Origin of the sequence: Buttiauxella sp. 3AFRM03, assembly GCF_003675305.1 — a bacterium.
Classification (GTDB): Bacteria; Pseudomonadota; Gammaproteobacteria; order Enterobacterales; family Enterobacteriaceae; genus Buttiauxella; species Buttiauxella ferragutiae.
Window position 1 is genome coordinate 4,875,155 of record NZ_CP033076.1, and the last position, 26,771, is coordinate 4,901,925.

General features: G+C 52.8%; 31 protein-coding genes. 24 read left to right on the top strand and 7 right to left on the bottom strand.

Going from position 1 to position 26,771, the window contains the following annotated elements; all coding sequences use genetic code 11:
• Nucleotides 1-9 precede the first annotated feature (9 nt).
• The 20 genes from D8682_RS24200 (at nucleotide 10) to cobT (ending at nucleotide 16,622) form a co-directional block, all read left to right on the top strand.
• Nucleotides 10-1,392, top strand: a complete 1,383-nt coding sequence (locus D8682_RS24200) for a cobyrinate a,c-diamide synthase (protein WP_121815337.1) — start codon at nucleotides 10-12, stop codon at nucleotides 1,390-1,392.
• The gene (cbiB, locus tag D8682_RS24205; protein WP_121815338.1) at nucleotides 1,389-2,348 is read left to right on the top strand and encodes an adenosylcobinamide-phosphate synthase CbiB; all 960 of its coding nucleotides are present in this window, start codon (nucleotides 1,389-1,391) and stop codon (nucleotides 2,346-2,348) included. The genes D8682_RS24200 and cbiB overlap by 4 nt, the downstream gene beginning before the upstream one ends.
• A gap of 9 nt (nucleotides 2,349-2,357) precedes the next feature.
• Nucleotides 2,358-2,990, top strand: coding sequence for a cobalt-precorrin-8 methylmutase (locus D8682_RS24210; protein WP_121815339.1), 633 nt, complete (start codon nucleotides 2,358-2,360; stop codon nucleotides 2,988-2,990).
• Nucleotides 2,987-4,135, top strand: coding sequence for a cobalt-precorrin-5B (C(1))-methyltransferase CbiD (gene cbiD, locus D8682_RS24215; protein WP_121815340.1), 1,149 nt, complete (start codon nucleotides 2,987-2,989; stop codon nucleotides 4,133-4,135). The genes D8682_RS24210 and cbiD overlap by 4 nt, the downstream gene beginning before the upstream one ends.
• On the top strand, nucleotides 4,129-4,731 hold the full coding sequence (locus D8682_RS24220) for a cobalt-precorrin-7 (C(5))-methyltransferase (RefSeq protein WP_121815341.1): 603 nt from the start codon (nucleotides 4,129-4,131) through the stop codon (nucleotides 4,729-4,731). The genes cbiD and D8682_RS24220 overlap by 7 nt, the downstream gene beginning before the upstream one ends.
• Entirely contained in the window at nucleotides 4,721-5,290 is a 570-nt protein-coding gene (locus tag D8682_RS24225; protein WP_121815342.1) for a decarboxylating cobalt-precorrin-6B (C(15))-methyltransferase, read from the top strand. The genes D8682_RS24220 and D8682_RS24225 overlap by 11 nt, the downstream gene beginning before the upstream one ends.
• The gene (locus tag D8682_RS24230) at nucleotides 5,283-6,056 is read left to right on the top strand and encodes a cobalt-precorrin-4 methyltransferase (protein ID WP_121815343.1); all 774 of its coding nucleotides are present in this window, start codon (nucleotides 5,283-5,285) and stop codon (nucleotides 6,054-6,056) included. The genes D8682_RS24225 and D8682_RS24230 overlap by 8 nt, the downstream gene beginning before the upstream one ends.
• Nucleotides 6,037-7,098 carry a cobalt-precorrin 5A hydrolase gene (cbiG, locus tag D8682_RS24235; protein ID WP_121815344.1) on the top strand — a complete coding sequence of 354 codons (1,062 nt, stop codon included), beginning with the start codon at nucleotides 6,037-6,039 and terminating at the stop codon, nucleotides 7,096-7,098. Before D8682_RS24230 ends, cbiG begins: the two co-directional genes overlap by 20 nt.
• On the top strand, nucleotides 7,092-7,817 hold the full coding sequence (locus D8682_RS24240) for a precorrin-3B C(17)-methyltransferase (RefSeq protein WP_121815345.1): 726 nt from the start codon (nucleotides 7,092-7,094) through the stop codon (nucleotides 7,815-7,817). Before cbiG ends, D8682_RS24240 begins: the two co-directional genes overlap by 7 nt.
• A gap of 158 nt (nucleotides 7,818-7,975) precedes the next feature.
• On the top strand, nucleotides 7,976-8,773 hold the full coding sequence (locus D8682_RS24245; RefSeq protein WP_121815773.1) for a cobalt-precorrin-6A reductase: 798 nt from the start codon (nucleotides 7,976-7,978) through the stop codon (nucleotides 8,771-8,773).
• Nucleotides 8,770-9,567: a sirohydrochlorin cobaltochelatase gene (locus tag D8682_RS24250; protein WP_121815346.1), complete on the top strand. Its 798-nt coding sequence runs from the start codon at nucleotides 8,770-8,772 to the stop codon at nucleotides 9,565-9,567. The genes D8682_RS24245 and D8682_RS24250 overlap by 4 nt, the downstream gene beginning before the upstream one ends.
• Nucleotides 9,564-10,265 (top strand): cobalt-factor II C(20)-methyltransferase, encoded by a 702-nt coding sequence (locus tag D8682_RS24255; protein ID WP_121815347.1) that lies wholly within the window; start codon nucleotides 9,564-9,566, stop codon nucleotides 10,263-10,265. The genes D8682_RS24250 and D8682_RS24255 overlap by 4 nt, the downstream gene beginning before the upstream one ends.
• Nucleotides 10,266-10,318: 53 nt before the next feature.
• On the top strand, nucleotides 10,319-10,846 hold the full coding sequence (locus tag D8682_RS24260) for an energy-coupling factor ABC transporter permease (RefSeq protein WP_121815348.1): 528 nt from the start codon (nucleotides 10,319-10,321) through the stop codon (nucleotides 10,844-10,846).
• Between the two features lies 1 nt (nucleotide 10,847).
• Complete coding sequence (locus tag D8682_RS24265; RefSeq protein ID WP_121815349.1) at nucleotides 10,848-11,129, top strand: energy-coupling factor ABC transporter substrate-binding protein; 282 nt, start codon at nucleotides 10,848-10,850, stop codon at nucleotides 11,127-11,129.
• Complete coding sequence (locus tag D8682_RS24270) at nucleotides 11,116-11,712, top strand: CbiQ family ECF transporter T component (protein ID WP_121815350.1); 597 nt, start codon at nucleotides 11,116-11,118, stop codon at nucleotides 11,710-11,712. Before D8682_RS24265 ends, D8682_RS24270 begins: the two co-directional genes overlap by 14 nt.
• A gap of 11 nt (nucleotides 11,713-11,723) precedes the next feature.
• Nucleotides 11,724-12,533 (top strand): ATP-binding cassette domain-containing protein, encoded by an 810-nt coding sequence (locus D8682_RS24275; protein ID WP_121815351.1) that lies wholly within the window; start codon nucleotides 11,724-11,726, stop codon nucleotides 12,531-12,533.
• On the top strand, nucleotides 12,530-14,065 hold the full coding sequence (locus D8682_RS24280; RefSeq protein ID WP_121815352.1) for a cobyric acid synthase: 1,536 nt from the start codon (nucleotides 12,530-12,532) through the stop codon (nucleotides 14,063-14,065). The genes D8682_RS24275 and D8682_RS24280 overlap by 4 nt, the downstream gene beginning before the upstream one ends.
• The gene (gene cobU, locus D8682_RS24285) at nucleotides 14,062-14,604 is read left to right on the top strand and encodes a bifunctional adenosylcobinamide kinase/adenosylcobinamide-phosphate guanylyltransferase (protein WP_121815353.1); all 543 of its coding nucleotides are present in this window, start codon (nucleotides 14,062-14,064) and stop codon (nucleotides 14,602-14,604) included. Before D8682_RS24280 ends, cobU begins: the two co-directional genes overlap by 4 nt.
• Complete coding sequence (cobS, locus tag D8682_RS24290) at nucleotides 14,604-15,347, top strand: adenosylcobinamide-GDP ribazoletransferase (RefSeq protein ID WP_064545358.1); 744 nt, start codon at nucleotides 14,604-14,606, stop codon at nucleotides 15,345-15,347. Before cobU ends, cobS begins: the two co-directional genes overlap by 1 nt.
• A 222-nt stretch (nucleotides 15,348-15,569) precedes the next feature.
• Complete coding sequence (cobT, locus tag D8682_RS24295) at nucleotides 15,570-16,622, top strand: nicotinate-nucleotide--dimethylbenzimidazole phosphoribosyltransferase (RefSeq protein ID WP_121815354.1); 1,053 nt, start codon at nucleotides 15,570-15,572, stop codon at nucleotides 16,620-16,622.
• A gap of 9 nt (nucleotides 16,623-16,631) precedes the next feature.
• Here the strand turns inward: cobT and D8682_RS24300 are convergent, their stop codons facing one another.
• From D8682_RS24300 to D8682_RS24325, 6 genes are all read right to left on the bottom strand, one after another.
• Nucleotides 16,632-17,921 (bottom strand): Fic family protein, encoded by a 1,290-nt coding sequence (locus D8682_RS24300; protein WP_121815355.1) that lies wholly within the window; start codon nucleotides 17,919-17,921, stop codon nucleotides 16,632-16,634.
• 115 nt (nucleotides 17,922-18,036) lie between these two features.
• Nucleotides 18,037-19,011 (bottom strand): MDR family oxidoreductase, encoded by a 975-nt coding sequence (locus D8682_RS24305; RefSeq protein WP_121815356.1) that lies wholly within the window; start codon nucleotides 19,009-19,011, stop codon nucleotides 18,037-18,039.
• Nucleotides 19,012-19,089: 78 nt separating this feature from the next.
• A complete protein-coding gene (locus D8682_RS24310; protein ID WP_162303046.1) occupies nucleotides 19,090-20,205 on the bottom strand; it encodes a hypothetical protein in 1,116 nt (371 codons plus the stop codon).
• Complete coding sequence (locus D8682_RS24315) at nucleotides 20,138-20,563, bottom strand: hypothetical protein (RefSeq protein WP_121815358.1); 426 nt, start codon at nucleotides 20,561-20,563, stop codon at nucleotides 20,138-20,140. The genes D8682_RS24310 and D8682_RS24315 overlap by 68 nt, the downstream gene beginning before the upstream one ends.
• 55 nt (nucleotides 20,564-20,618) lie before the next feature.
• On the bottom strand, nucleotides 20,619-21,635 hold the full coding sequence (locus tag D8682_RS24320) for a hypothetical protein (RefSeq protein WP_121815359.1): 1,017 nt from the start codon (nucleotides 21,633-21,635) through the stop codon (nucleotides 20,619-20,621).
• A 2-nt stretch (nucleotides 21,636-21,637) separates the two neighbouring features.
• Nucleotides 21,638-22,108 carry a DUF6795 domain-containing protein gene (locus D8682_RS24325; protein WP_064545349.1) on the bottom strand — a complete coding sequence of 157 codons (471 nt, stop codon included), beginning with the start codon at nucleotides 22,106-22,108 and terminating at the stop codon, nucleotides 21,638-21,640.
• Nucleotides 22,109-22,390: 282 nt separating this feature from the next.
• On the opposite strand from D8682_RS24325, the gene D8682_RS24330 reads away from it, so the two are divergent.
• The 4 genes from D8682_RS24330 to D8682_RS24345 all read left to right on the top strand — a co-directional run bounded on the left by D8682_RS24330 (nucleotide 22,391) and on the right by D8682_RS24345 (nucleotide 25,733).
• Nucleotides 22,391-22,723 carry a helix-turn-helix transcriptional regulator gene (locus tag D8682_RS24330; protein ID WP_121815360.1) on the top strand — a complete coding sequence of 111 codons (333 nt, stop codon included), beginning with the start codon at nucleotides 22,391-22,393 and terminating at the stop codon, nucleotides 22,721-22,723.
• 299 nt (nucleotides 22,724-23,022) lie between these two features.
• The gene (locus D8682_RS24335) at nucleotides 23,023-24,465 is read left to right on the top strand and encodes an IS1182 family transposase (protein ID WP_121815361.1); all 1,443 of its coding nucleotides are present in this window, start codon (nucleotides 23,023-23,025) and stop codon (nucleotides 24,463-24,465) included.
• Nucleotides 24,466-24,773: 308 nt separating this feature from the next.
• Nucleotides 24,774-25,235 carry a DUF6389 family protein gene (locus tag D8682_RS24340; protein WP_064545376.1) on the top strand — a complete coding sequence of 154 codons (462 nt, stop codon included), beginning with the start codon at nucleotides 24,774-24,776 and terminating at the stop codon, nucleotides 25,233-25,235.
• 51 nt (nucleotides 25,236-25,286) lie between these two features.
• The gene (locus D8682_RS24345; protein ID WP_121815362.1) at nucleotides 25,287-25,733 is read left to right on the top strand and encodes a GNAT family N-acetyltransferase; all 447 of its coding nucleotides are present in this window, start codon (nucleotides 25,287-25,289) and stop codon (nucleotides 25,731-25,733) included.
• A 298-nt stretch (nucleotides 25,734-26,031) separates the two neighbouring features.
• On the opposite strand, the gene D8682_RS24350 is transcribed toward D8682_RS24345, so the two are convergent.
• Entirely contained in the window at nucleotides 26,032-26,739 is a 708-nt protein-coding gene (locus tag D8682_RS24350; protein ID WP_121815363.1) for a GNAT family N-acetyltransferase, read from the bottom strand.
• Nucleotides 26,740-26,771: the final 32 nt, after the last annotated feature.

A 26,771-nucleotide genomic window follows, 5' to 3' on the forward strand; every position in this document is an offset into this window, starting at 1 on the left:
AAGGCAACCATGGCAGCGGCAGCAAAACACGCATTCGTCATTGCAGGCACCAGCAGCGGCTGTGGTAAAACCACCGTCACGCTCGGGCTGCTCCGCGCCTTCATGCAACGCAACCTTTGCGTTCAACCCTTCAAAATTGGCCCCGACTACCTCGACAGCGGTTGGCACAGTGCAGTAAGTGGCATTGCCTCGCGCAATCTCGATGCTTTCATGTTGCCCACTTCCACGCTAAATGGTTTGTTCGCTAAACAAATGCAGCACGCAGATGTCGCCGTCATCGAAGGGGTGATGGGGTTGTACGACGGCTACGGCACCGACCCCAACTATTGCAGCAGCGCCGCGATGGCTAAACAGCTCGGTTGCCCGGTGATATTGCTGGTCGACGGCAAAGCGGTGTCTACCTCCATTGCCGCCACTGTCATGGGCTTCCAGCGCTTTGACCCAACGCTAAACATCGCAGGCGTTATCCTCAATCGCGTCAACAGCGACAGCCACTACCAGTTACTTGCTGATGCCATCACCCGTTACTGCGGCTTGCCCGTCTTAGGGCGCTTGCCGGTGATGGCCGATGTCGAGTTACCGTCGCGCCACCTCGGCCTGGTTCCGGCACAAGAACACTCCCCGCAAGATGAACGCTGGCAGCGCCTGGTGCAGCAAATTGAAGAAACCGTTAACCTCGACCATCTTCTGGCGTTATCTCGCCTTAATACCCTGCCTCAGGGTGCTGCGCCCGCCATTGCTGATGCCGCACTGGCCGACGGGCTAACACTCGCCCTTGCTGAAGACGAAGCTTTCAACTTCTACTATCCCGATAACCTCGAAATGCTCGAGCACGCCGGGGTGAAAATCCAGCGCTTCAGCCCGCTGCATGACGCAAAAATCCCTGACTGCCAGATGATTTGGCTTGGCGGTGGTTACCCCGAAGTCCATGTGGCAAAACTCGCCGCGAACAGTCGCATGCGCGAATCCCTGCAAGCTGCCCATCAACAGCACATTCCGCTGTATGCCGAATGTGGCGGCTTAATGTATTTGGGCGAAACGCTGACTGACAGCGAAGGCGAAACCCACGCGATGTGCGGCGTGTTGCCAGGCCATAGCCAGATGGGCCAACGCCTGACACGTTTTGGCTATTGCGAGGCCACCGCTGTGCAAAACACCTTGCTGGCGAAAAAAGGCGAAACCTTGCGTGGCCACGAATTTCATTACTCCGATTTCAACGGCCCGTTGCCCGCAGCGTTAGATTGCTGCAAATGGCGTGATGGTGTCGCCGTTTCCCGCTGGCAGGGAGGCGTTCAGCAGCAGGCGACTTTTGCCAGCTACCTGCATGTCCATTTCGCTCAACGCGCGAATTTGCTCAACCCCTGGCTAACGCTTGCGAGGAATCACCTATGACATTGCTTGCCTGGGCCATGGCCTGGCTGCTGGATTACTGGTTTGGCGACCCGCCGCACTGGCCTCATCCGGTGCGCTGGATAGGCAATCTAATCACCGTAACCCAACGCATTATTCGCCAATTTTGCAAAAGTGACCGCGCGCTGAAAATCGGTGGTGGCGTGCTGTGGCTGGTGGTGGTCGGCACCACATGGGGCGTGAGCTGGGGCGTATTGTATCTCGCCAACCTGCTGCATCCGTGGCTCGGGTGGTTAGTCGAAGTGTGGATGATTTACACCGTACTTGCCGCACGTTGCCTGAGCGATGCCGCACTCGACGTTTACCGCGCGCTCAAACATGGAACCCTTGCCGAAAGCCGCGAAAAATTGTCGTGGATTGTTGGGCGCGACACCTCGCAACTTGAGCGCCCGCAAATCACTCGCGCGGTGGTAGAAACCGTGGCTGAAAATAGTGTCGATGGCGTGATAGCTCCGCTGTTTTTCCTGCTGTTAGGCGGCGCACCGCTGGCGATGGCCTACAAAGCGGTCAACACGCTGGACTCGATGGTGGGGTACAAAACTGAAAAATACCGTGCCATTGGTTATGTCAGCGCCCGGCTCGATGACCTTGCCAATTATTTTCCTGCTCGCCTGAGCTGGCTGCTACTGACCATCGCCGCTTTTTGCTTACGGGCTAATCCCCGTCAGGCTCTGCGCATTGGCTGGCGCGATCGCTATCAACACAGCAGCCCAAACTGTGCCTGGTCTGAAGCCACGGTTGCAGGCGCACTAGGGATCAGGCTCGGTGGGCCGAACACCTATTTTGGCGAGCGGGTAGAAAAACCGTGGATGGGCGATGAGCATCGCGGCGTCGCCATCGACGACATTACCCGCACTATTCAACTGATGATGTTGGCTTCCCTGTTGGCTTTACTGCTCTTTGCTGCCATGCGCGCACTCGTGCTCGGCATCGCTTAAGGACACCCGATGAACTACCTGCAACAACCGCAGCTTATTGAACAACACAGCTTTGAAATCATTAGCGAAATAATTGCTGCTGAGCACCCAGCGTATCGTTTTAACGATGCGACCGAGGAAGCGATAATCAAACGGGTTATCCACACCACCGCCGATTTCGAGTGGCTGGATATTCTGTGGTTTTCGCCGGATGTCATTGCACAACTGACAAACAGTTTGCAGCGCGGCTGCACCTTGTACACCGACACCACCATGGCGCTCTCAGGCATTAATAAAACCCTGTTGGCCGAGTTTGGTTGCAGTTGCCGCTGTTATATCAGCGACCCACGCGTGGTGGCTCATGCCAAAGAACAGGGCGTGACCCGCTCGATGGCGGCAGTGGATCTTGCCTTAGAGGAACAGGGCGAAAAGATCTTCGTCTTCGGCAACGCGCCTACTGCACTGTTTCGCTTGCTGGAAAAAGGCGCACAACCGGCGGCGGTAATCGGCGTACCAGTCGGTTTTGTCGGGGCGGAAGAGTCCAAAGAAGCGCTGGTGGAAAGCGGCTTACCGGCGATTGCGGCGCGTGGGCGCAAAGGCGGCAGCAACGTTGCGGCGGCGATTGTCAATGCGCTGCTTTATAGCCTGCGGGAGGCTCAGTGAGCGAACAACCTGCCGATTGCGTCTGGCATAAAGGTAAGGCGTATCGCAAAGGGTACACCACCGGTTCTTGCGCTACGGCGGCGGCAAAAGTCGCCGCACTCATGGTGCTGCGCCAGCACGTCATTGACCAGGTTTCAATCGTGACACCGTCTGGCGTCACGCTACACCTCAACGTTGAAATGCCCGTCATCGAAGGCCAACAGGCGACGGCGGCTATCCGCAAAGACGGCGGCGATGATGTCGACGCCACCCACGGCATGCTGATATTTGCCCGCGTGCAGCTCAACAACAGCGGCACTATCACCCTGCGCGGCGGCACCGGTATTGGCGTGGTCACACGCAAAGGTATCGGCTTGCCTATTGGCGAATCAGCAATCAACCGCACGCCACGCCAGACAATTGACGCGGCGGTACGTGAAGTGATTGGCCCTGAGCGCGGTGCGGAAATTGAAATTTTTGCCCCGGAAGGCGAGGCGCGCGCGCAGAAAACCTATAACCATCGCCTCGGGATTTTGGGCGGCATTTCAATCATCGGCACCACCGGCATTGTGATGCCGATGTCTGAAGAGAGCTGGAAACGTTCGCTGGCGTTAGAGCTGGAAATGAAACGCGCAGCCGGGCTGGATAAAGTGATTCTGGTACCGGGCAACCACGGCGAACGCTTTGTGCGCGAACAGCTGCAACTGGATGGTGAATGTGTGGTGACGATGAGTAACTTTGTCGGCTACATGATTCAGGAAGCAGTGCGCCTCGAATATCGCCATATCGTGCTGATTGGCCACCCCGGCAAACTGGTGAAAGTCGCCGCCGGAATTTTCCACACCCACAGCCACATCGCCGACGGGCGCATGGAAACGCTGGTCGCTCACCTCGCGTTAATGGGCGCGCCGTTTGCGTTACTCGAAGCCGTCAACCAGTGCGACACCACCGAAGCGGCGCTCGAAATCATTACGGAACAGGGCTGGCAAAGGGTGTTTGAACGCCTGGCAATGCGTATCTGTGAGCGCGTTGCCGAGATGCTGCGTTTTACCCAATCCCCGCCAAAATGTGACGCCATTTTGTTCTCGTTCGAAAACCAGGTGTTAGGCAGCAGCCGTCCGGTCGCAGAGATTGCCGGGGAATTAGCGGGAGAAAAGCGATGCTAACCGTGGTCGGAATTGGGCCTGGTGCCACGGAATACCTCACTTTGCAGGCGCACGCTGCAATTAATGAAGCGCAGATTCTGGTCGGTGGTGCACGTCAGTTGGCGATGTTTGCTGATATCGGCGCTGAAACCCGTCTGCTGGATAGCGATCTTGACGGCTTAATTTCTTGGCTCCGCGAGCGCCTGGATAAGCGCGTCGTGGTGCTGGCCTCGGGCGATCCGCTGGTTTACGGCATCGGCAAACGGCTGGCGGCGAATTTCCCGCCCGAACAGTTACGCATTATGCCAGGCATTAGCTCTATCCAATATCTGTGCGCTAAAGCAGCGGTTGATATGAACGACTTATGGATAACCAGCAGCCACGGGCGTGAACCTGATTTCAATGCCATTGCGGCGCATCAAAAAGTGGCAATGGTGACGGACCAAATCATCGATCCTTACGCCATCGCCCAGGCCATGCTGATGCGCGGCCTGAACCCGACGCTCATTATTGGCGAGAACCTGTCGTCAGCGGATGAACGAATCCATCGCTTGCCAGCCAGTGATGTGGCGCAAAGCTACGCGATGAACGTAGTGGTGATCCTCAATGAAAGATGAACTTTTTTTACGCGGTGCCCGCGTGCCGATGACCAAAGAAGTGGTGCGTACTCAGGCGCTGGATCGCCTGCAATTACAGCACGCCACGCACTTGATCGACATCGGCGCTGGCACCGGCAGCGTGTCGCTGGAAGCGGCAATACGCTACCCACAATTGCAAGTTAGCGCGATTGAACGCAACCCCGATGCACTGGCGTTAATGGTGGAAAACCGCCAGCTCTTTAACTGCCCGAACGTTGAAATCATCAGCGGCTACGCGCCAGTTGAGTTGAATGTGATGGCCGATGCGGTGTTTATCGGCGGCAGCGGCGGGCAATTAACCGAGCTTATCGACTGGTCGCTGGCCCATTTGCATCCTGCCGGGCGGCTGGTGATGACCTTTATTCTGCAGGAAAACTTAACCTGCGCCTTAGCGCATCTCGAGCAGTGCGCTGTGAGCGAAGTTGACTGTCTGCAATTGCAGGTCGCGCAATTCACCAGACTTGGCAGCGGGCACTACTTCAAACCGAACAACCCCACGTATTTGATTTCTTGCCTCAAGGAAGGAAGCCATGACTGAACAATTTGATACCCGCAAAGTGTGGTTTGTTGGTGCGGGGCCAGGCGACAAAGAACTGATCACCCTGAAAGGCTACCGCGTTTTGCAACAAGCGGAAGTGGTGATTTACGCCGGATCGCTGATTAACCCTGAACTGCTCGACTACTGTCCGCCAGGCGCGCAATGCCATGACAGCGCCGCACTTAATCTTGAAGAAATCATTGAACTGATGGAGAACGGCGTAAACGCGGGCAAGCTGGTGGTACGCCTGCAAACCGGCGATCTCTCGCTGTACGGCTCGATTCGTGAGCAGGGCGAAATGCTGACTGAGCGTGGAATTGGCTATGTTTCTGTGCCGGGTGTGAGCGCATTTCTGGGGGCTGCCGCGCAACTTGGCGTGGAATACACCGTGCCGGAAGTCTCGCAAAGTTTGATTATCACGCGCATTGAAGGCCGCACGCCGATGCCTGCGCTCGAACAGTTAGAAGCATTCGCACAGCACCAAACTTCGATGGCGATTTTCCTTTCTGTGCAGCGCATTAACCGCGTGGCAGAGCGCCTGATTGAAGGGGGTTACCCTGCGGATACGCCAGTCGCGGTGGTCTACAAAGCGACCTGGCCCGACTGCCAGGTGTTACGCGGCACCCTGACCACCATCGCCGAACAAGTGCGTGAAGCCGGAATTCGCAAAACCGCGCTGATCATGGTCGGGGCATTCCTCGGCGAGGAGTACCACTACTCGAAACTTTATGACGCAGGGTTCAGCCATGAATACCGCAAAGCCTGAGTCGATGGCGCTGTTTTGTCTCACCCCTGGCGGCGTGGCGTTAGCCGAACGGTTGCGCGCGACCCATCCACTGACCTGTTTCACCAGTGAAAAACTGCTGCAACCGGGGTTTATCCCGTTCGGCGGCAGCTTCGCGCAAACCGTGCAACAGGCATTTAGTCAATATTCGGCGCTGGTATTTATCGCCGCTACGGGAATTGTCGTGCGGGTGATTGCACCGCTGGTGAATGACAAGCTGCACGACCCGGCGGTGGTGGTGATGGATGAACGCGGCGAGCATGTGATCAGCCTGCTTTCCGGCCATCTTGGCGGCGCGAATCAACTCACGCGCCAGCTCGCCGCCACCCTGGGGGCCGATCCGGTCATTACCACCGCCACCGATGTTAACCAACTGGCGGCACTCGATACGCTGGCGGCAGCGCTTGACGCCACAATGCAGGATTTCCGCCAGACGGTGAAAACCGTCAACCAAATGTTGGTCAGCCAGCAGCGCGTTGGCCTGTGGTGGGACAGCGAATTTGCGCCACACGCCGAGCGATACGACACGCGCGGTTTTATCCCGGTCGACAATCTTGATGCGCTGCCAGAGCTGGATGCGTTGGTGTGCGTCACGCTGCGCAATGCGTTACCGCCACAGACGATCCCGCTGTTTAAAGTGGTGCCGAAGCGCGTGGTTGCGGGGATTGGCTGCCGTCGTGATACCGCGCCACACACCGTCGCCAGCTTGTTAAACCAGCAACTGGCGGACAATCATTTCGACCCGCTAGCCTTGCGGGCGATTGGCAGTGTGTCCCTCAAGCAGGACGAACCCGCGTTGTTAGAACTGGCACACCTGCGACAAATCCCTTTCGAAATCTTTAGCGTTGACCAACTTGCCCAGCATGAATATCGCTTTCCGGCGTCGGAATTTGTGCGCCTCACCGTCGGCGTGGGCAGCGTGTCACAACCCGCTGCGTGGCTGATGAGCAACGGAAACCTGGTGGGCAACACGCTGCGCGAGCAGGGCGTCACCATAACTTTAGGAGTTTCAGACAGATGTTAACGGTAATTGGCATTGGCCCCGGCAGTGAAGCCATGATGACCCAGGAAGCGATTGCGGCCTTGCAGGAAGCGGAAATTGTCGTCGGTTATAAAACCTATACCCACCTGGTGAAGCCATTAACCGGCGACAAACAGGTGATCAAAACCGGCATGTGCAAAGAAATCGAACGCTGCCAGACCGCCATCGAACTGGCGCAAGCCGGGCATAACGTGGCGCTTATCAGCAGCGGCGACGCCGGAATTTACGGCATGGCAGGGCTGGTGCTGGAGCTGGTGACTTCGCAGCAACTGGATATTGAAGTGCGTCTTGTGGCGGGTATTACCGCCAGCATCGCCGCCGCGTCATTGCTCGGCGCGCCATTGATGCACGATTTTTGCCATATCAGCCTCAGCGATTTATTAACCCCGTGGCCGGTTATTGAAAAACGCATTATTGCTGCCGCGTCTGCCGACTTTGTTATCTGCTTCTACAACCCGCGCAGCCGTGGCCGCGAAGGGCACCTGGCACGTGCGTTCGAATTAATGCGCGAGTTTACCCTGCCGCAAACGCCGGTTGGCGTGGTGAAAGCCGCCGGGCGAAAAAAAGAACAAAAATGGCTGACCACCTTTGGCGAAATGGACTTTGAGCCGGTCGATATGACCAGCCTGGTGATTGTCGGCAACAAAACCACCTTCGTGCGCGATGGATTAATGATTACGCCGCGAGGTTACGAGCTATGAGTGAACCTCTTGCTCCGGTAGGTCGGATAAGCGCAGCGTCATCCGACATCATGCACCGAACACTCGATTCCGTAGGTCGGATAAGCGCAGCGTCATCCGACATCATGCACCGAACACTCGATTCCGTAGGTCGGATAAGCGAAGCGTCATCCGACATGATGGCCCCAGGCGAATCATCGGTGCTGGTATTTGGCGGCACCAGCGATGCGCGGTTCATCTGCCAAATCCTCGATGAACAACGCATTGCCTACACCTTGTCGGTGGCGACGGCGGTTGGCGAATCACTGGCGGGCGACATCGGCGGGCAAATCCGCGTCGGGCGTATCGACCGCGATGAAATTGCTGACTGGCTGCTGCGCCACGCGGTGCGCTGGGTGATTGACGCCTCGCATCCGTATGCTGAACTGCTCAGCCGCAACATTACCGCGGCCTGCGAAACGGTGGGGGTAACGCTCAGTCGTTACCAACGCCGTAGTGAACTCAATGACCTGGAACACCCGTTGCTGCACAAAGTCGCCAGCCTGCCAGCCGCCTGTGCCGTGGCGCAGGAATATGGCCCGCGCGTGCTGCTGACCACCGGCAGTAAAGAACTGGCGGCCTGGCAGCAAGGAATGCCTGGCAAAACGCTACTGGCGCGGGTGTTACCGACCAGCGAAGTGATTGCCGAATGTGAAGCGCTGGGGTTGGGTGTCGACAACATTATTGCGTTGCGCGGCCCGTTCAGCGCCGAGTTCAACGCCGCCATTTACGCCTTCTGCTCACCGGATGTGGTGATCACCAAAGAATCCGGTGCCGAAGGCGGCTATCTCGACAAAGTGAATCCGGCGCTGGAGCGCGGCATTCCCTGTGTGGTGGTGGTTCGTCCACAGCCGTTAGTCACTGGACCCGAATTACTGCAAAGCCGTGAAGATGTGAGCCGCCGTGTGACACGCTGGCTGCAAGAGAGGAAAGCATGAAAAAAGCCCTGTTGGTGATCAGTTTCGGCACCAGTTATCACGAAACCTGTAGCAAAAATATTGTTGCCTGCGAAGAACAACTGGGGCGCACTTTTGCTGACCGCGACCGGTTCCGCGCCTTTACCTCCGGCATGATTATCCGCAAGTTAAAAAAGCGCGATAATCTGGAAATCGACTCCCCCGCGCAAGCGTTAAAGCGCCTTGCCAAACTGGGTTATCAGGATATTGCCGTGCAATCGCTGCATGTGATTAACGGCGATGAATACGAAAAAATCGCCCGTGAAGTGCAGGCATACAGCCACTTATTCCAGCGCGTGGCCTTAGGTACGGCGCTGCTGAGTGATTTCAACGACTACGAGTTGTTGCTTGATGCCTTGCAAAGCCAGATGCCAAAACTTGCCGCCGACGAACGGGTAGTATTTATGGGCCACGGAGCCAGTCACCATGCGTTTTCTGCCTACGCCTGTCTCGACCATTTAATGGCAGCGCGCCAAATCCCCGCCCGCGTTGGCGCGGTAGAAAGCTACCCGGAAATCGACCTGATCGTACGTGGCTTGCAGCAAGAAAAGGTGCGCAAAGTCCACCTGATGCCGCTGATGTTAGTGGCGGGCGACCATGCGATTAACGACATGGCATCCGACGAGGAAGACTCCTGGAAAACACAGTTGCAGGAAGCGGGAATCGAAGCGCAAGCGTGGCTGCAAGGTTTGGGGGAAAACCCGCAAATCCGTGCGATGTTCGTTAACCATTTGCAGCGTGCGCTGGAAAAATCACTTGTTGAGGTCGCGGCATGAGCGGGCGTTTATATGCTCTTGGCACCGGCCCTGGCGCCAGCGATCTGATAACCGTTCGCGCCGCTCGTATCATCGGAAAGCTCGATGTGCTGTACGCGCCAGCGGGGCGCAAAGGCGGTGACAGCCTGGCGCTATCGATTGTGCGCGAATACTTAAGTGACAGCACCGAGCTGCGCACTTGTCACTTCCCAATGAGTGCCGATAACGACGAAAAAGCGGTGGTGTGGGATGAAACTGCCGCCGCCCTTAAACATGAAGTGGAGCAGGGTAAACAGGTGGGGTTTATCACCCTCGGTGATTCGATGTTATTCAGCACCTGGGTGTTTTTGCTGGCGCGAATCGGTAACCCGGAATGGCTGGAAATTGTGCCAGGTGTAACTTCATTTGCCGCCATTGCTTCCCGCGCACAACTGCCGCTGGCAATGGAGGCGCAATCGCTGGCGGTGATGTCGTGCACCGCTTCCCATCAAGAATTAAGCCAGGCATTACGCGCCCACGACTGCGTGGTGTTGATGAAAGTGTACGGGCGTTTTGCGCAAATCAAAGCATTGTTGCAACACCTCGGCATCATCCAACACGCGGTGTTAATGGCGGAGGCGACGTTACCAAACGAGCAGTGTTTCCGTAACCTGGAAGCGGTGCCAGACGACCAGCAATTACCGTATTTTTCGACCATTTTGGTTAACAAGCAGTGGTAGATGTCGGTCGGATAAGCGAAGCGTCACCCGACATTAACGGCTAAAGGAAAATCATGGAATCGTTACTTAAAAAACTCTCGCTAAGCGGCTTAGGCATGGGAATGCTGTTGCTCATTGTGCCGCAAGAAGCGTTCGCCATGCACATTATGGAAGGCTTTTTGCCGCCAATGTGGGCGCTGGCGTGGTGGATTTTGTTCCTGCCCTGTTTGTATGTTGGCCTGGTGCGTTTACGCCAAATCGTCGCCCATGACAGCAACCAGAAAGTGCTGTTGGCACTGTGCGGTGCGTTTATTTTTGTACTCTCGGCGCTAAAAATCCCGTCGGTCACCGGAAGCTGCTCACACCCGACGGGCGTGTTCTTGTGCGCGATGGTCGCCGACTTAACCACCTATTTTGTCACCTCGATACAGCTCGGCGTGGCGTTCCCGGACCCATACTTCGGCATCACCGGCTCCAGCCTGAAATTTATGGGTATCTTCTGCCTGACGCAAATCCCGATTGCGATTGCTGAAGGTCTGCTAACGGTGATGATTTACGACCAACTCATCAAGCGACAAATGCTTCCAGCCAGGAGCCAATAACATGAAAAAAATGCTGATTTTGCTCGCCCTGGTGGTGGGATTAATGGTGGTGCCGTTCTTTATTCCCCACGGTGGCGAATACGGGGGATCTGATGACCAGGCTGAAGGCCAGATTCAGGTCATCGCTCCAGACTATAAACCGTGGTTCCAGCCGCTTTATGAACCGGCGAGTAGCGAAATCGAAAGCCTGTTGTTCACCTTGCAAGGCTCTCTCGGCACGGCGGTGATTTTCTACATTCTGGGGTTCTATCGGGGCCGACGCGGCGACCATGCTGGGGATTGATAAACTCAGCTACCAGAGCCGTTGGTGCCGAGTTTCGCCGCTGCGCAAATTCGCGTTGTATCTGCTGATGATGACGCTGGCGTTTGCGTTACCGCCCGTCGGGCAGGCGCTTTGGTTGTTGATGCTTGCGGCTCTTACCTGTTGGTTGTTGCGCGTCGGGCCAATGCGCTATTTGCGCTGGCTGGCGGTGCCGCTCGGTTCGTTTTATATCGGCATTGATGCGCAAGGTTTACTGGTGGCGAACCAGACGTTCTGGCGCAGCCTGGCGGCATTGGCTGCCACTTACTGGCTGGTGCTCAATCTGCCGTTTCCGCAGCTCATCATCTTACTGCAACGCTTACGAGTGCCACGGTTGCTGACCGAGCAAATCCTGCTCACCTGGCGTTTTATTTTCATCCTGTTGGACGAAGCACAGGCCATTCACCGTGCTCAGTCGTTACGTTTCGGTTATCGTACCTTGCCTGGCAGTTACCGCTCGCTAGCCATGTTAATCAGCATGTTATTTACCCGCGTGCTGCTGCGTTACCAGCAAATGTCCACCACGCTGGATGTCAAACTTTACCAGGGTGATTTCCACCTGTGAGAACCGCTCCAATGCTTAGCACGCAAAATTTATCTTTTTGCTATCAGGACGATACCGTACTACACGGTTTAAACTTCGATTTTGGCGCGTCCCCGGTGACGGGGATCGTCGGCAAAAATGGCTGCGGTAAATCCACCTTGTTTATGAACCTCAACGGTGTGTTACGGCCGCAACAGGGCGCGGTGTTGTGGCAGAGCAAAGCGATAAATTACACTAAAGCCGGGCTGATTGAGCACCGCCAGCGCGTCACCACCGTGTTTCAGGACCCGGAGCAGCAAATTTTCTACACCGACATCGACAGCGATATTGCCTTTAGTTTGCGTAACCTTGGCGTCGATGAAGCTAAAATTGCCCGCCGTGTCGAGCGCGCGATTGAACTGGTGGATGCGCAATCTTTCCGCCACAAACCGATTCAGTATCTCAGCCACGGGCAAAAGAAACGTGTGGCAATTGCCGGGGCGCTGGTGATGGAAGCCGACTATTTACTGCTCGACGAACCGACCGCCGGGCTTGACCCATCGGGCCGTCAGCAGATGATTGAAATCATCGCCCGTATTACCGAGCAAGGTAAGCATGTGGTGATCTCAAGCCATGATATTGATTTGATTTATGAAGTCTGTGACCGCGTGTATGTGATGAACGGCGGCAAAATTGTCGCGGCAGGTGAGCCAGGCGCGGTCTTTAGCCAGGCCGACATGCTGCGTGAAGCCGGGCTGGTGCAGCCGTGGCTGGTCAAATTGCACAGCCAACTTGGGTTCCCGCTGTGCAAAACCGAAACTCAATTATTCGACGCCTTGCGCGTTGCAAAGGAAGCAGGATGAGCCTTTCAATCATGGTGCAGGGCACCGCCTCAGACGTGGGCAAAAGCATGCTGGTTGCGGGGCTGTGCCGGATTTTCGCCCAGGACGGCCAGCGTACCGCGCCGTTTAAATCGCAAAATATGGCGCTCAATTCCGGCATTACGCCAGACGGCAAAGAGATGGGCAGGGCGCAGATTTTCCAGGCCGAAGCGGCAGGCATCGCCCCCGACGTGCGCATGAATCCGGTGCTGCTCAAACCCACCAGCGACTGTAAAGCGCAGGTGGTGTTGATGGGTAAAGTCGCCACCAATATGGATGCGGTGACTTATCACAATTACAAACCGCAACTGAAAGCGCAAATCCGCGAGGTCTACCAAAGCCTGGCCGCAGAGCACGACGTGATGGTGCTGGAAGGCGCAGGCAGCCCGGCAGAAATCAATTTACGTGACCGTGACATCGTTAATATGGGGATGGCAGAACTGGCGGAATGCCCGGTGATTTTGGTTGCCGATATTGACCGTGGCGGCGTATTCGCCGCCATTTACGGCACCATCGCGCTGTTGCTGGAACATGAAAAATGGCGTGTCAAAGGCGTGATCATTAATAAATTCCGTGGCGACGTGGCGCTGCTGTATTCCGGTATCGAACAGATTGAAGCATTAACCGGCGTGCCTGTTCTTGGCGTGATGCCGTGGCTGAACGTTGATCTGGAAGATGAAGACAGCGTGGTGCTGGAAAGCGGGAAATATGATTCCGTGACCGAGAAAGATTTAGATATTGCAGTGCTGCAACTGCCGTATATGTCGAACTTCACCGACTTTAACGCGCTGGCGGCGCAACCCGACGTGCGCCTGCGTTATGTCAGCAAACCAAACGAACTGCAAAACAGCGACCTGGTGATTATACCGGGCAGTAAAAATACGCTGGGTGATTTGCGCTGGCTGCGTGAAAACGGCCTTGAGCAGGCGCTACTGGCGCATCACGGTAAAAATGGCGCGGTGCTGGGCGTTTGCGGCGGTTATCAGATGCTCGGGAAGCATATTTACGACGAAGTGGAATCCGGTCTTGGCGAAATGCCAGGTATCGGCCTACTGGATGTCGTTACGCGTTTTGCCAGTGTCAAAACCACCACCCGCGTGGCGGGGCAGGTTCAGGCAGATCTTCCGGGCGTATTTGCTGCCAGTTCCGGTACTTCGCTCCAGGGTTATGAAATCCATATGGGTGAAACGCAGCGTGGTGAAAATACTGCGCCATTTGCTACCTTCACCGAATGCAATACTCAGCCTTATCATCACGTTGACGGTGCAATCAGTGACGACGGGCGAGTGCTGGGCACTTATCTGCATGGTCTGTTTGATAGCGGCGAATTTACCCGTAGCCTGCTCGACAGTCTGCGCCAGCGCAAAGGGCTGACCGCCTGGCAAGGCGAAGTGTTCGACTTTCAAAAGCATAAGGATCAGCAGTTTAATATCCTTGCCGACGCGATGCGTGAACACATTGATATTGAAAGAATCTACCAAATCATGCGTGAGCATCAGGAGCAAGCAGTATGAAACTCCTCACCGGCGGTGCACGCAGCGGCAAAAGCCGCCACGCCGAGCAACTGGCGGCAAACTTTGAGCGCGTGTTGTATATCGCCACCTCGAAAATTTTCGATAGTGAAATGGCAGCGCGCATTCAGCACCATCGCGATAGTCGCCCGGCGCACTGGCGCACGGTTGAGCAATATCGCGACCTAAACACGGTGATTAATCAGCATAATTCAGCGCAAGAAGCGGTGCTGCTGGAATGCATTACCACGCTGATTACCAACGTGATGTACGACGCGGCGGGTGATAAGCCGGAAGACGACTGGGATTTTGAGTCGATGGAGCAGGTCGTGAATCAGCAGGTCGATATTTTGCTGGCGGCCATTGCGGCAACTCCGGCAGAGGTGATTTTAGTCACTAACGAAGTGGGAATGGGCATTGTGCCGGAAAACCGTCTGGCGCGGCATTTCCGCGATATTGCCGGGCGCGTCAACCAGCGCCTGGCGCAGCGTGCCGACGAAGTCTGGCTGGTGGTTTCAGGGATAGGAGTAAAAATTAAATGATCTTCCGTTTGTTCTTCGCCACCTTGCAGTTTATGAGCCGCATTCCGGTGCGCGCCCGCTGGGCGGATGGTATCGAAACGCATCAGTATGTGCGCGGCATTGTGACATTCCCGTTTGTCGGACTGGTACTGGGCGCATTAGCGGGCGTAGTGTTCACACTGCTACAACCGTGGGCGGGTTTACCTTTAGCGGCAATGGGTTATGTGCTGGCGCTCGCGCTGCTGACCGGCGGTTTCCATCTTGATGGCCTGGCGGATACCTGCGACGGGATTTTCTCGGCGCGAACGCGTGACCGGATGTTAGAGATCATGCGCGACAGCCGCCTTGGCACCCACGGCGGGCTGGCGCTGATTTTTGTGATTGTGACAAAAGTGCTGGTGGTGAGTGAACTGGCGCTGCGCGGCGGCAACATGCTGGCGCTGCTCGCCGCGGCTTCTGTCGCCGGGCGCAGCGCCAGTGTGCTGCTGATGCATAACCACAAGTATGCGCGTGAGAAAGGGCTGGGGAATCTGTTTATCGGCAAAGTGACCGGCACGCAAACGCTGCTGACGTTGCTGGGAGGCGCGGTGTTATGCACACTTTTGCTGCCGTCTTCCGGCCTGCTGGCGTTGGTTATCACGCTGCTTGCGATATATGGCCTCGGCTGGATGTTGAAGCGCACGCTCGGCGGGCAAACCGGCGACACGCTGGGTGCCGCTATTGAGTTAGGCGAGCTTGTTTTTTTGTTGGCACTGTTGCGCTAGTTGTCGGATGACGCTGTCGCTTATCTGACCTACGAAAACCGATTTGTCGGATGACGCTGCGCTTATCCGACTTACGAAAACCGATTTGTCGGATGACGCTGCGCTTATCCGACCTACGAAAATCGATTTGTCGGATGACGCTGCGCTTATCTGACCGACGAAAACCGTAGCGTCATCCACCATTTTTTGTCCCGATGTTGATAACGTTGTATAGAGAAAAAAATGCAAACACTGAACTCCCTTTTGGCCACCATTTCCCCGCTTGATAGCGAAGCCATGGCGCGCGCGCAACAACACATTGATGGCCTGTTAAAGCCTTTCGGGAGCCTCGGGCGCCTGGAAGCATTAGCGGTGCAACTGGCGGGAATGCCAGGCATGAAAAATGGCCTGAACACCAAACGCAAAGCGATCCTCGTGATGTGTGCCGACCATGGTGTGTATGCTGAAGGTGTGGCGATTTCCCCGCAAATTGTCACCGCGATTCAGGCAATGAACATGACGCGCAAAAATACCGGCGTATGCGTACTGGGCGCGACCGTCGGTGCGGAGATTCATGTAGTTGATGTCGGTATCGACAGCGACGTACTGCCTGGCGTGCTGGATATGAAAGTCGCGCGTGGCAGCGGCAACATCGCGCAAGGCCCGGCGATGAGCCGCCAACAAGCTGAAGATTTGCTACTGGCTACCATGCAACTCACCATGGCAAAAGCCGCTGAAGGCGTCACGCTGTTTGGCGTCGGCGAACTGGGCATGGCGAACACCACGCCTGCGGCGGCGATGGTCAGCGTATTAGCGGATTGCTCACCAGACGACGTTGTGGGGATGGGGGCGAACTTCCCGTCTGACAAAATGCACCACAAAATTGCCGTCGTGCGCCAGGCGATTAAAGTGAATCAGCCCGATGCCGCAGACGGTATCGACGTGCTGGCAAAAGTGGGCGGCTTTGATTTGGTCGGTATGACGGGCGTAATGCTTGGCGCGGCGGCAGCGGGTTTGCCGGTAGTTCTTGATGGCTTCTTGTCTTATGCCTCAGCGTTGGCGGCCTGCCAGATTGCGCCAGGTGTGCGTGAATACTTAATTCCTTCGCATTTGTCTGCTGAAAAAGGTGCGGTGATCGCAATGAATAAGTTAGGGCTGGAGCCATATTTGCAGATGGGCATGCGTTTAGGCGAGGGCAGCGGTGCGGCACTGGCGATGCATCTGGTTGATGCCGCGTGCGCAATGCACAATGAGATGGGTTCGCTGGCGGACAGTAATATTGTGCTGCCTGGGTGATTTCCCCCGTCACCTATTTGCCACGATATACGCCGTCTGTTGGTCATTAACCTGCACCTGTCGGGCTAATCCTTCATGTACCAGAACGCGCAACGCGGTGCGGGCGGTACCGTCCGAAACGCCCAATAGCTGGCTGACCTCCGCGGCGGTGTACAGCCTCTGAGGTTCAGACAACATAATATTTAGTAATGCTATCTGGCGCGGTCGCAGTCTGGAAAGTGCGCCAGAGGCTGCCAGTTGGCTATCAACCGCCGCGCGGCGACGGATAATTTCATGGATAAAATCGAGATATTTCGTCGTCGCCCGCTTGATGGTACTTGCCTGGTGCTCCAGAAAGTAAGTGATGTCCATACCATCATGCTCGGTGTACTGGTAGCTATGGGCATATTTAACCGGCGCGGCATGCAGAAGCTGGCTTATCGAGACAAAGCGGAAGGCTTCGTAGCCATTTTTTAGCATAAACCAGTAAAATAGCGCGCGGCTGGTGCGGCCATTTCCATCCCTGAAAGGATGCTCGTGCGCGAGCATAAAATGCAGAATGCACGCCCGAATGAGTGGGTGAATGTATTGCCCGTCGGTATGGTTGGCGAAATCGCAAACCTCTTGCAGGCGTTGGGGAATAGTGGCCGCGGTGGGTGGTTGATGGGCGATATTGCCATCGTAATCCGCAATTACAATGTCATCGGTGTCCCGAAACATGCCGGGTTGGTATTTCGCGTCGTTGATGCCGCTCATCCCAACAGCATGGAAATGCCGGATAAGCTCGATGGTGAGCGGTTCAGCCAGATGTTCGGGGATTTTAGCCATTAGACGGGCATTCCCGGCAATCATTTGCTCATCTTCGGTACGCGGCTGACGCCCGGTTTCCAGCATATTACGCGCAACCAGTGTCGTGGTATTGGCCCCTTCAAGCTGGCTACTGGTTATCGATTCATCGAGCTGTAATTGCGATAACTCGGCACCCCCCGCAGGCAGTTGTTGGAGATATTCTCTTAAGGCCGTTTGTGTGGTGTGTTTGTCCGCCAGTTCACACACTTCTGAGATAAGTGGCGTGATATTGAACCCTGCTTGTTCCCCAGCTTCATTACGGTAATTGACGGGTTGTAAGGCAGCGCTACGGGCGTTGCGCGTCAGCGTCCAGGCTAGCTCCAGATCCTCACCGCGTTTGACCCGATGGCGAAATTCATCGAAGGGCAAATAACGGCCTTTATTGTCCAGAATACGGCTGTATTGCTGGTGGGTTGCTAATTGCGCACCAGTGAATGCGGAAAATGGAATTAAGCCTGGAGGGTGCTTCATCAATCTATCTCAATTTTTAATATTATTGAGATAGATTAGTCGTGGAGGGGGATAACTACAACAAACTATCTCAATTTTTATAAATATTGAGATAGTTTGCGAAAGAGGCGAGAGCTTACTTCACCTTAACTAACGTGCGGCCCTGAATCTCATTGTTCATAAAGCTCTCTGCCACAGCAGGCGCTTGCTCCAGGCTGATTTCCGTCGTCGCCATCTCATAGAAACTCTCCGGCAGCAACTTCGCCAGGCGCTCCCACGCAGCAATTCGGCGCTCAATTGGTGCGCTCACTGAATCCACACCTTGCAGGCGCACGTTACGCAGAATAAATGGCATCACCGTAGTTGGCAGCGCGAACCCGCCCGCCAGGCCACAGGCAGCGACACAACCAGAGTAGTTCATCTGCGCCAGCAATTTAGCGAGCACATTCCCGCCCACGGTATCGACCGCACCAGCCCACACTTGTTTTTCCAGCGGGCGAGTTTCTGCAAATTCGCTGCGCGGCAGAATGCGGCTGGCGCCCAACTGGCGCAAATAATCATGGGTCGATTCACGGCCAGAAACTGCCACAACCTGATAACCCAGCGCGTGGAGCAGGGCGATGGCAGTGCTGCCCACGCCACCACTGGCACCGGTTACTACCACTTCACCGCTTTGCGGTGTAATGCCGGCTTCTTCCAGCGCCATGACGCACAACATGGCGGTGAAGCCTGCGGTGCCGACGATCATCGCTTTGCGTGCGGTTAAGCCTGCAGGCAACGGAACCAGCCATTCAGATTTCACACGAGCTTGCTCGGCAAGGCCGCCCCAATGGTTTTCGCCCACTCCCCAGCCGGTCAACACCACTTCTTGCCCTGCGCTAAACGCGCTGTCGCTGCTGCTCGCTACGCGGCCTGCGAAATCAATGCCTGGCACCATCGGGAAGTTGCGGATGATTTTGCCTTTACCGGTGATTGCCAGCGCGTCTTTATAGTTCAGGCTTGACCAATCGACGTCGACCAGCACATTTCCCAACTCCTCAGCTGGAACGGCAATTTGCTTCACTTCGGCTTGCGTCTGGCCGTCAACTTGTTCAAGAACCACAGCTTTCATAATCAATCCTCTTATTTTGTTTCTCATGCCCCACACGGTATACCCGAAGCCGTTGAGAATAAAGAAGCCCGGTACTTTTTAGCGCCACTGTCCGGCGGAAGTATCCAGATTCGCTTGATCGGGATAGGACTTGCCCAAAGCGGCATCACGCAATGATTCCGGTACATCCCAGATCATCACTTTTTCAACGCCGTCGTTATTTTTTAAATAGACCCACAATTTGTCGCCTTTCCAGCTAAAGGCGCTTGCAGCAACGGTGTAACCTGTATCAGGAACCAGTTGTGCAATAATCGTCCCGCTTTTCATCTCAAGAATAGTGGTATCCAGGGCCAATAATCTTCCGTGAGCCGTGCGCGCTACGTGGGACACGGGTTTGTCGAATTTCAGATAAGGTAATCCGCTATCCAGATTGATGATAAAAATGGGGTTAGCCTGGTAAGCTGAACCTTCTGACGGAGCGAGTCCCCATCTGGATTCCAGGCTACCAAAGAACATCCCATCAATGTTTGTTTTGACACTCTGGACGACTTGCCCTGTTTCAGCCGATAGACCATATCCGCCCCAGTCTTGCCGCCAAACCAGGCTGTCGTTAAATTTAATGGAGGTGAGGCTTCGCGATTTAGATGAATTCACCAGCCTTATCGCGGCTTCGCGTGATTCAACCATCCCTGCTTTGCTCGTCAGTTTCCCCTTTTTTAGGGACAGGTTAAAAACTGGGCTGTCATTGCTACTCCAAAGCGCGACGTTTTCCCCAGGATTGATTAACCAGTTTTCCAAAAATGCCTGCCGTACCCCAGGGAGCGCAATCTCGCGGCTTTTTTTACCATCAGGTGTCCACGAAAGTAACTTATAGATTACGCTGGGTTGCTCGCCGTTGGCCGACGAGGTGACTTTGTCCAGCCCCCATAACCTGCCGGTATCATCAAGTTTTAGGGAGGTAATGGCGGATTGCCCCTGAAAATTGTGCAATAACTTGATTTTATTTTCTTTAAAATCAAATAATTGCATTTTAGCGAATGTTGATACGATCAGTTGATCATCGGGCAATAGCAGCATCTGCCAGTCTTCAAAGGACTGGCTATAGATTTTGAACTGCTCGGGATCGTTACCTGAAAACTCGGGGATTTTACTGACGGGGACATCGAAAACAGGGGCCGGTGTGGTTGGATTGCCAGTGATGGCTATTTCTGGCACCAGCCTGTTGAGCGTTGTCCACTAATACAGTAGTCGCCTGATCTATGGTTTTTTTTAACTCCGGATGGTTGGCGAAACTGGCTTCAAGCCACGGGTGTTCCATTTTGGACAGGACGTCAGAAACATCCTTCCATTGAAAATCACCCAGCCCTGCATTCTGGAAACCTTGAGTCAGTTTTTGTCTGACCTCGTTGACTGTGCCGGGGATCAAAAAGTACGGTCCATTGTAGTAGTAATCCTGGTTATCTTTTTGATTATAAGTAGGATTTTGCAAGGTTATTGTGCTTAAGCCAACATCTGCTGCTGCTGATATCAGGGGGAGTGATATCAGGATGCACAGCGGCAAGAGACTCATCATTCGTATTTTTCTTTTTACATAAATATGGGTTTTCACTGTGGGGAATACCAGCCTCTTAAGGTTGAACCAGACCACGGGTATGAACCCAACCACTGGTGACATTCTGGGTTGAAGGATGGGTATAACGCACAAAAGTGAAACCTGCCTGCGGAGGTTTATCCGACGCGGGGACTTTGTCCCCATCAATAAGAAAAGCATTCGTGCTGTTCTGGCAAATTTCATTTGGCGCATCATAAAAATAGAGGCGCTGATGTTGGTTAGAGACTGTGCGCGTAACAAAATTTATGGGTGCTGCATTTTCGCCGGTTGCCTGTTGATTAGCGGTATTACAAATTTGCACTTTTGTTTTAACGACCTCTTCAGGTAACCATCCTTCAATAATTTTTTTGGTGACAGGATGGACATAACGACTCCAGATAAAGCCCGGTTGTTGCCCCCATGATAGCGCCAGTATTTTGTCGTTATTCACAACAAATGCATTTACGGTGCACTCTTTGTTCGGTGCCCAATAAAGGTGTTGGCGTTTTTCCTGGCTGGCAATATAGCGAACGCTCGAGTCCCCCTCTACTTCAAAGGCGTTAGGGTAGAAACCTCCTGTCGGATCATCCGTCATGTTTTGGTTTGCCTGAAAGCACCGATCATCTTGCATCTTGCACATGCGGTAGTTTTCTAATACGGCAGGATCCGTGGTGAGCTTTTGCGGATGCTCCTGATCGCGTTCATCCCACAACTCCCCCGTTTTTTCATTGTAGACAACCCAACCATAATGCCCGGCGCCAGGGGCTGAATCTGCATGCGCCTGCCGCACGTTTATGATTTGAATAAACCACATTTCCTTGCGGTTATCGTGTTTCTCCATAAGGACATCCAGATCGGTTGCTTTGGGATGTTCGGCGGCAATCATAGATTGGTTACTGCTTGCTAAGAGTTTTCTTAGCGGAATACGACAGTCACGAACAGGAGCAACGGCTGCATTATCACTCCATGTAACGGTCGCTGTTTTCGCATATGAAATAGAAATGAGCAGCGAATGAGAGATAAGCAATATGCCCATGATAGAACGAAGCTTCATAATTATTCCCTGGTCTGCACCTTGCAAAAATAATGTACTTCCGACTTATCGGTTTTTATGTTTGCCTGTGATAAATCACAATTCAGCGAAACACGATCGTTAGATGAATAGCCTGAGAAAACACCGCCAATGCCTGAATCTTGATATCCGGTGAGTGTCTCTGAACCCTGCTCAATAATCACCGACCAGCGAGTGAAACGGTCTTGCGGCCCAATGGGAATAAAGACATTCCATTCACCTTTTGGCGCTAGTGAAAAGTAACCCTTCGAATCAGTCGTGGTGGTTTGCATGATTTGCGCCGAATTGGCTAATGAAACGTTGACGTTAGCCAACGGTTGCCCTTGCCTGGTTAAAACACCTTCGATATGCGGACTGTTGTAATCATGGTAAACGCAGCCATTTAAAAAGGTTGCGGCGGCTAAAACTATCATCAGCGATAAAACTTTAAAAACCGGCGCTCGATTATTCGACATTGCGGGATAACTCTAGATAGTGAAATGCTCCATTGGGAGGAATCTATCATATCTGGAAGAAGAGGGGCGACCGCGGAGCCAGGTCGTAGCAAAGTCATCAATGTTACCTGCTGCAACAACCAAAATATCTTTGGAAAACGACTCGCAACTTACTCATTAGTGGGTTGGTTAACACTAACGGCTACGGTATAGTCAGCGCCGCTGCGGCAAAATCCGCAGCCAGGTTTCGCAGCCTGAATATCACATCGGGAACACATACAATTTTTCTCCTGGAGAATATTTATGACGTTACCCAAAAGTCTTATCTTATTGACTACTCAAAACGACTGGCATCCTGCGGATATCATCGCTGCCCTGCGTAAAAAAGGCACTTCACTGGCAGCTTTATCCCGTCAGTCAGGATTGAGCTCTTCAACGCTTGCAAATGCACTTTCCCGCCCGTGGGCAAAAGGGGAAATGCTGATAAGCCAGGCGATTGGTGTTCCTGCTGAGGATATCTGGCCGAGTCGTTACTTTGACCCAAATACACGTAAACCGATTAGCAGACCAATGCGTATGCGCCCAAAAAAATTCGCGGAAAGTAAAAGAGGCGAGGGGTGTGGTAATCATTCATAGAAATGAAGCGGCTTTGAAACCCATTTAGCTTCTTTGCTACTCTGAAACCAGAACCAGATTGTCTGGGTGGGTATAAAAACAATAAAGCCTGCTTAGATAAACCTGAGCGGGCGATTGGATTCTGCCGTGGACCATGAGTTTTGACGGTCTGCTGTGTGCCCAGGCTGTGTGAAAACTGCTGATCACTTTTTGGTCTAAGCAGCGACTTTATATGTTCAACCATTCTTGATAAACCCATGCGGTAACCTACTTTATTTAATAAAATTAAAAGCATACGATTAAATATTGCGGGTACAGATATGACCCATCACATTAAAGGCCAGGGCAGACATCAGGTGACTTTACTCCCTGAAGTGCTGGATGATTTTGTCACTGAAGATAACCCAGTTAGAGTAGTTGATGTATTTGTAGATGGATTACAGCTTGATTCTCTTGGTTTTGAGAGAGTTAATGCAAAGCAGACCGGGCGGCCTGGGTATCACCCCGCAACCATGTTAAAGCTGTACATTTATGGATACCTGAACCGCATCCAATCGTCCCGCAGGTTAGAAAAAGAGGCTCATCGGAACGTTGAGCTGATGTGGTTACTTGAACGATTAACGCCTGATTTTAAAACCATTGCCGACTTCAGAAAAAACAATAGTAAAGGTATCAAAAACACCTGCCGAGCTTTTATTGACCTGTGTCGGCAGATGCAAATGTTCACCGATGTAGTTGTTGCCATCGACGGCAGCAAGTTCAAGGCAGTAAACAGTAAATCGAACAACTTCACACCTCAGAAAACAAAAGGTCACATCGAAAGGGTCGAGCAAAGTATCGCTCTATACCTGAATAAGCTCGATGAAGCTGACAAGACTGCTGAGCCTGAAATAATCGCTGATTTAACAGCGACGAAACTGGCATGGTTGCAAAATCGTTTAGAAGAGTTAAAACAAATTCTGCAGGCCGTGGAGCAGCATCCCGATAAACAATTGTCGCTGACAGATCCTGATTCCCGTTTGATGAAAATAAACAATGTTAACCGCCAGGTTAGCTATAACGTTCAGACTGCCGTTGATGCTAAATATCACCTGATTGTTGCGCATGAAGTAACGAATACACCAGACCGTGGGCAGCTAACAGCGGTGACAAAATTAGCGCAAGACGCTGTTGGCAAAGCGGATATTACCGTACTGGCTGATAAAGGTTACTACAGCCGGGGTGATATTAAAGCAACGCAGGACTTAGGTGCCGTAGCCTTAGTACCAAAAGGCGATACCTCAGGCGCTGACCGCAAAGGTCTTTTCAATCGTTTATTGTTCAAATATGACCAGGAAAAAGATATTTATATTTGTCCGATGGGTAGCGAGCTTCAGAACAGATTTACGGTGGTTGAGGATGGTTTAGAGCAGCAAATGTACTTTAACAATATTGCTTGTCGCGATTGCAGTCAGCGGTCAAGGTGCACCACATCAAAACGCGATCCGAGACGTATAAGGCGCTGGGTTAATGAAGCAGAAATGGAAGACATGCAAGCCAGGCTTAACGCATCGCCAGAAACAGCTGTCGTGCGAAAGCAAACGGTAGAGCATCCGTTCGGGACAATTAAAATGTGGATGGGAGCGACTCACTTCCTGACGCAACGGTTTAAAAACGTCAGCACAGAAATCAGTCTGCATGTGCTGGCTTATAACCTGAAAAGGATGATGTCAATCTGGGGTACTGAAGGACTGACCATTAAGCTGCGAGGGCAATGCAACTAGCGGGAGTGGCCGCTTTAACCCCTGATAACAAGCCATTAGCACTCCATATCAAGCCACAAAAGCCTCGTTCTACCTCTAGATACAAATCACAGCGGATACAGTCAATATCAGGAATATCTTGCATCCCTGACTGAGGATAGTACTCAGATACTGCAAAAAATGAGTTTTTACACAGCCTGTGCCAGGAGCGGAAGTTGCAGCGACGAAGTATGATAAATTATGTAGGGCTGATTACGATTAAGGAAAACTTAACAACCTTAGCCATTTATGTATCAGCGTGATGAGAAAAAATTAGGGAGACATAAGCTTTGACGGAGACTGAATACAGAGAAGTGTTGCAAGACACGTTAAAAGGCTACACACAAAGTGCAGTCGATATGATCTTTAAGATCAAGACTAACCTTCCAGAAAAAGCTAAGTCAGTCGACGTCGGTATCCATCCTAATCAGGATGAGGATGGAATGTTTTCTGTCATGGTCCATCTTTGTGGCCCGGACCTATATGTTCTCAACAAAGCTATAGCGGATTATCGATTGCTATTTGATGTGAAATTTATCGGGGGCAAATTACAACCAAATGTCCCGATATTGGATCCTGACGAAGTTTCATTTTCGATCAATGACTTGATTGTTGAAGTTAGTATTGATTGGGTTAAGACAATATGGGATTTATCTGGAGGTCTGAAAATTCCAGGATATGTATTTGGAGACGAATGTTCTTCAACAGGCCTTATACCATTGAGCAAATGCACGCCACACAGTGACAAATAATACCACACAGCTATCATGGCGATACGATGACAATTAACGGATTATAAGATCATGATAAATATGGAAGTGGGTACCCAAATTCATTACCCGATATTACTGAAGGTCTGGGAATCATCCGTACGTGCTACGCATGATTTTTTACAGGAACAGGATATTCAGGCGCTATGCCCCCTGATACTGCATACGTATCTTCCAGGCCTGACTATTACGTTCGCTCGTCTTAGCTGTGACAGTTCGATCGTGGGCTTTATAGGGGTAAGCGAAAACCGCATTGAAATGCTCTTTGTGGATGCAGGTCAACGCGGAAAAGGCATCGGGAAATTACTCCTGTTACATGCTATCGACGAGCAAGGTGCTGATGAGCTCGACGTAAACGAACAGAATCCTCAGGCTGTTACCTTTTATAAAAAACATGGTTTTGAAACTGTGGGTCGTTCTGAAGTTGACGGCCAGGGCAGGCCATACCCTTTGTTGCATATGAAGCTACAGAGAACCTAATCTTCCCATACAATCAAGTCCACCCCTCGCTCATAGCAGTCTGATGGCATTATTTTTCCTGTTTGGTGCTAAAAGAGGACTACGCATACTCTGGAAAAAATGTAAGCGAAAAGGGGGCATAATCGCTGGAATTACGGACCTTTATTCTGTCCCTAAGTGAATGCATTACACTTCACCAATATCATCAATGACCTTTTACCCCCAGCGGCAGTTTCCATTCATTCTTCATGACGGCCCGTCCACACTCGCCGTACTACGGAAAGGCCGTCTTGCTTACCTTGAAGACAAAATGAGTGGTTCAAGGTTTGTTGCTGCGAAAATAAGTTTCAAGCTTCAGCTTCTGCGTACCGTCTTCCGCAAAATTATCAGGCGAAAGCCAGTCTGTAAGAGCCTTTTCTATGACCGGCCATTCAATATCGATAACAGATAACCAGTCAGTATCACGGTTACGTTGCTTACGGGTCATAGCTTGACGGAATCGCCCTTCAAATATGAATCCCATTCTTTCGGCAGCATTTCTTGAAGCCAGATTTAGTGAATCACAGCGCCAGACAACACGACGATAGCCAATGCAGAAGGCATTCTTCAGCAAAAGATAAATGGCTTCCGTTCCCAGTACGGTTCGTTGCATAAGTGGTGACCAGGTAACATGCCCTATTTCCAGCACACCATTAACCGTATCAATATTGTTAAAGCAGACAACCCCAACCGGACGGGCACTTTTAATCTCTGTCACGGCCCATGTCACCAGGTTGCGGTCTTCGATTTTATTTTTAATCCAGAACATCATGTCCTGTAAGCAAGCTGGCTTTTCTGCGCCAAGCCAGGTCCAGTCTCTGTCATCTTCTGCCACAGAAAATGCCTCGAAAAGGGCTTCGCAATGGCTGATTTCAAGAGGTAAGAGATGGCAATGTTGGCCGCGAATTATGCACTGCTTAGGGAAAGGTGCAGGCTGCCAGTCCGGTAAGGAAAAGCCAACGGTCTGACCATAATTATTTGTATTCAAAGATTATTTACCTCTTATTTTTGAAAGAGTCG

Coding starts and splice junctions, on each gene's coding strand:
- D8682_RS24200 (WP_121815337.1), top strand. CDS start 10: ATGGCAGCGGCAGCAAAACACGCATTCGTCATTGCAGGCACCAGCAGC.
- cbiB (WP_121815338.1), top strand. CDS start 1,389: ATGACATTGCTTGCCTGGGCCATGGCCTGGCTGCTGGATTACTGGTTT.
- D8682_RS24210 (WP_121815339.1), top strand. CDS start 2,358: ATGAACTACCTGCAACAACCGCAGCTTATTGAACAACACAGCTTTGAA.
- D8682_RS24220 (WP_121815341.1), top strand. CDS start 4,129: ATGCTAACCGTGGTCGGAATTGGGCCTGGTGCCACGGAATACCTCACT.
- D8682_RS24225 (WP_121815342.1), top strand. CDS start 4,721: ATGAAAGATGAACTTTTTTTACGCGGTGCCCGCGTGCCGATGACCAAA.
- D8682_RS24230 (WP_121815343.1), top strand. CDS start 5,283: ATGACTGAACAATTTGATACCCGCAAAGTGTGGTTTGTTGGTGCGGGG.
- cbiG (WP_121815344.1), top strand. CDS start 6,037: ATGAATACCGCAAAGCCTGAGTCGATGGCGCTGTTTTGTCTCACCCCT.
- D8682_RS24240 (WP_121815345.1), top strand. CDS start 7,092: ATGTTAACGGTAATTGGCATTGGCCCCGGCAGTGAAGCCATGATGACC.
- D8682_RS24245 (WP_121815773.1), top strand. CDS start 7,976: ATGGCCCCAGGCGAATCATCGGTGCTGGTATTTGGCGGCACCAGCGAT.
- D8682_RS24250 (WP_121815346.1), top strand. CDS start 8,770: ATGAAAAAAGCCCTGTTGGTGATCAGTTTCGGCACCAGTTATCACGAA.
- D8682_RS24255 (WP_121815347.1), top strand. CDS start 9,564: ATGAGCGGGCGTTTATATGCTCTTGGCACCGGCCCTGGCGCCAGCGAT.
- D8682_RS24260 (WP_121815348.1), top strand. CDS start 10,319: ATGGAATCGTTACTTAAAAAACTCTCGCTAAGCGGCTTAGGCATGGGA.
- D8682_RS24265 (WP_121815349.1), top strand. CDS start 10,848: ATGAAAAAAATGCTGATTTTGCTCGCCCTGGTGGTGGGATTAATGGTG.
- D8682_RS24270 (WP_121815350.1), top strand. CDS start 11,116: ATGCTGGGGATTGATAAACTCAGCTACCAGAGCCGTTGGTGCCGAGTT.
- D8682_RS24275 (WP_121815351.1), top strand. CDS start 11,724: ATGCTTAGCACGCAAAATTTATCTTTTTGCTATCAGGACGATACCGTA.
- D8682_RS24280 (WP_121815352.1), top strand. CDS start 12,530: ATGAGCCTTTCAATCATGGTGCAGGGCACCGCCTCAGACGTGGGCAAA.
- cobU (WP_121815353.1), top strand. CDS start 14,062: ATGAAACTCCTCACCGGCGGTGCACGCAGCGGCAAAAGCCGCCACGCC.
- cobT (WP_121815354.1), top strand. CDS start 15,570: ATGCAAACACTGAACTCCCTTTTGGCCACCATTTCCCCGCTTGATAGC.
- D8682_RS24300 (WP_121815355.1), bottom strand. CDS start 17,921: ATGAAGCACCCTCCAGGCTTAATTCCATTTTCCGCATTCACTGGTGCG.
- D8682_RS24305 (WP_121815356.1), bottom strand. CDS start 19,011: ATGAAAGCTGTGGTTCTTGAACAAGTTGACGGCCAGACGCAAGCCGAA.
- D8682_RS24315 (WP_121815358.1), bottom strand. CDS start 20,563: ATGATGAGTCTCTTGCCGCTGTGCATCCTGATATCACTCCCCCTGATA.
- D8682_RS24320 (WP_121815359.1), bottom strand. CDS start 21,635: ATGAAGCTTCGTTCTATCATGGGCATATTGCTTATCTCTCATTCGCTG.
- D8682_RS24325 (WP_064545349.1), bottom strand. CDS start 22,108: ATGTCGAATAATCGAGCGCCGGTTTTTAAAGTTTTATCGCTGATGATA.
- D8682_RS24330 (WP_121815360.1), top strand. CDS start 22,391: ATGACGTTACCCAAAAGTCTTATCTTATTGACTACTCAAAACGACTGG.
- D8682_RS24335 (WP_121815361.1), top strand. CDS start 23,023: ATGACCCATCACATTAAAGGCCAGGGCAGACATCAGGTGACTTTACTC.
- D8682_RS24345 (WP_121815362.1), top strand. CDS start 25,287: ATGATAAATATGGAAGTGGGTACCCAAATTCATTACCCGATATTACTG.